The organism is Terrisporobacter sp. (genome assembly GCF_017888745.1).
Taxonomy (GTDB): Bacteria; Bacillota; Clostridia; order Peptostreptococcales; family Peptostreptococcaceae; genus Terrisporobacter.
This window is the reverse complement of sequence record NZ_JAGHFM010000388.1, coordinates 1-2,193: the sequence shown is the minus strand read 5'-3', so window position 1 is coordinate 2,193 and position 2,193 is coordinate 1. Positions and strand designations below refer to the sequence as shown.

Genomic DNA, 2,193 nt, shown 5'->3' with positions numbered 1-2,193 from the left:
GTTCCTCTATCTTCTGACATAACCTTTCCTGCTGCTATAAATCCTTTGTGTAAAGCTTCTTCTAAAGTCTCACCTACACCTAAAACTTCTCCTGTAGATTTCATTTCAGGTCCTAAGCTTACATCTACCCTAGCTAATTTTGACATTGAGAACACAGGAACTTTAACAGATATTAAATCTGGAGTTTTGTATATACCTGTTCCATATCCTAAATCTTTTAATTTAGATCCTAACATACATTTTGTAGCTAAATCAACTATTGGCACTTTACTTACTTTACTTATGTATGGAACTGCTCTACTAGCTCTTGGATTAACTTCTATTATGTAAAGTTCTCCTTTAAATTCTATGAACTGAATATTTACCATTCCTAATACATTAAGCTCTAAAGCTATTTTCTTGGTATAATCTAATATTTTATCTTTTATTTCATCAGATATATTTTGACTTGGATACATTGTTATAGAGTCTCCTGAATGAACTCCAGCTCTTTCTAAATGCTCCATTATACCTGGTATTAATATATCTTCTCCATCACATATAGCATCTACTTCTATTTCTCTACCTACTAGATATTTATCTATAAGTACAGGATTTTTACTATCTCTATCAAAAGCACTTCTTAAGTATGATTCTAATTTATGTTCTTCATAAGTTATTTCCATACCTTGACCACCAAGTACATATGAAGGTCTAACTAGTACTGGATATCCTATTTCTTTAGCGTGCGAAATACCTTCTTCAACAGACCATACAGCTATTCCCTTTGGTCTATTTATATCTAGTTTTTCAAGTAATTCATCAAATTTTTCTCTATCTTCAGCTGCGTCTATGTCTTCGAAATCAGTCCCTAATATAGGTATATTTTTCTCACTTAAGAACTTAGCTAATTTTATAGCTGTTTGACCACCAAATTGTAAAATAACACCTTCTGGATTTTCTTTTTCTATTATATTTAAAACTTCTTCTTCTGTTAGTGGTTCAAAATATAATTTATCAGATATGTCAAAGTCTGTACTTACTGTTTCCGGGTTATTGTTTATTATTATAGTCTCTATTCCCATGTTTCTTAATGATTTTATACAGTGAACTGAACAGTAATCAAACTCTATACCTTGACCTATTCTTATTGGACCAGATCCTAAAACTATTATTTTTCTCTTATCACTAACTACTACCTCATCATATTGCTCATAAGTTGAATAGTAGTATGGAGATAATGCATCGAACTCCCCTCCGCAAGTATCAACCATTTTATAAGCTGGATTTATATTGTATAAAGATCTAAGTTCATAAACTTTTTCTGGACTTATTTTCATTAAGTCTGCTATACCTTTATCAGAGAATCCTTTTTTCTTTAATTGTTGTAGATAATCTTTGTTTAAGTCTTCTATTTTCATAGTTTTAAGTTCTTCTTCTTGATTAACTATCCATTTAAATTTATGCAAGAACCATTTATCTACACCAGTTATTTTTTCTATCATATCTAAGCTGTAGCCTCTTCTTATCATTTCACATAAGTCAAATAATCTTTCATCATCAGGCATAACAACTCTTTCTTTTAATTCTTCTATTGTTCTTTTTTGTGATGGTTTATGAATTAAAGAGTATTTTCCTATTTCAAGAGATCTTATTCCTTTTAATAAAGCAGCTTCAAAGTTGCTACCTATACTCATTATTTCACCTGTAGCCATCATTTTTGTTCCTAATACTCTATTTGCTTGCTTGAATTTATCAAAAGGCCATTTTGGTATTTTAACAACAACATAGTCTAATGTTGGTTCGAAACAAGCTTTAGTTTTCTTAGTTACTGCATTTTCTATTTCATCTAATGTATATCCTAATGCTATTTTAACTGCAACTTTAGCAATTGGATAACCAGTTGCTTTAGAAGCTAATGCTGATGATCTACTTACACGAGGATTTATTTCTATAATTGCATACTCTAATCTATGAGGATGAAGTGCTATCTGTACATTACATCCACCTTTAACTTCTATAGCATTTATTATATCTATAGACGCTTTTCTTAATAATTGATATTCTACATCACTTAAAGTTTGGCTAGGTGCAACAACTATACTATCTCCTGTATGTACTCCGACCGGATCAACATTTTCCATATTACATACAGTTATACAGTTTCCATTACCATCTCTCATTACTTCATACTCAATTTCTTTCCATCCTTTT

1 protein-coding gene is annotated in these 2,193 nt (G+C 30.6%); it reads right to left on the bottom strand.

Annotated features, from left to right (window positions below; genetic code table 11):
• Positions 1 to 2,193 (bottom strand): carbamoyl-phosphate synthase large subunit (carB, locus tag J7G74_RS16310; protein WP_297137339.1); only part of this gene is annotated, 2,193 nt, incomplete at both ends.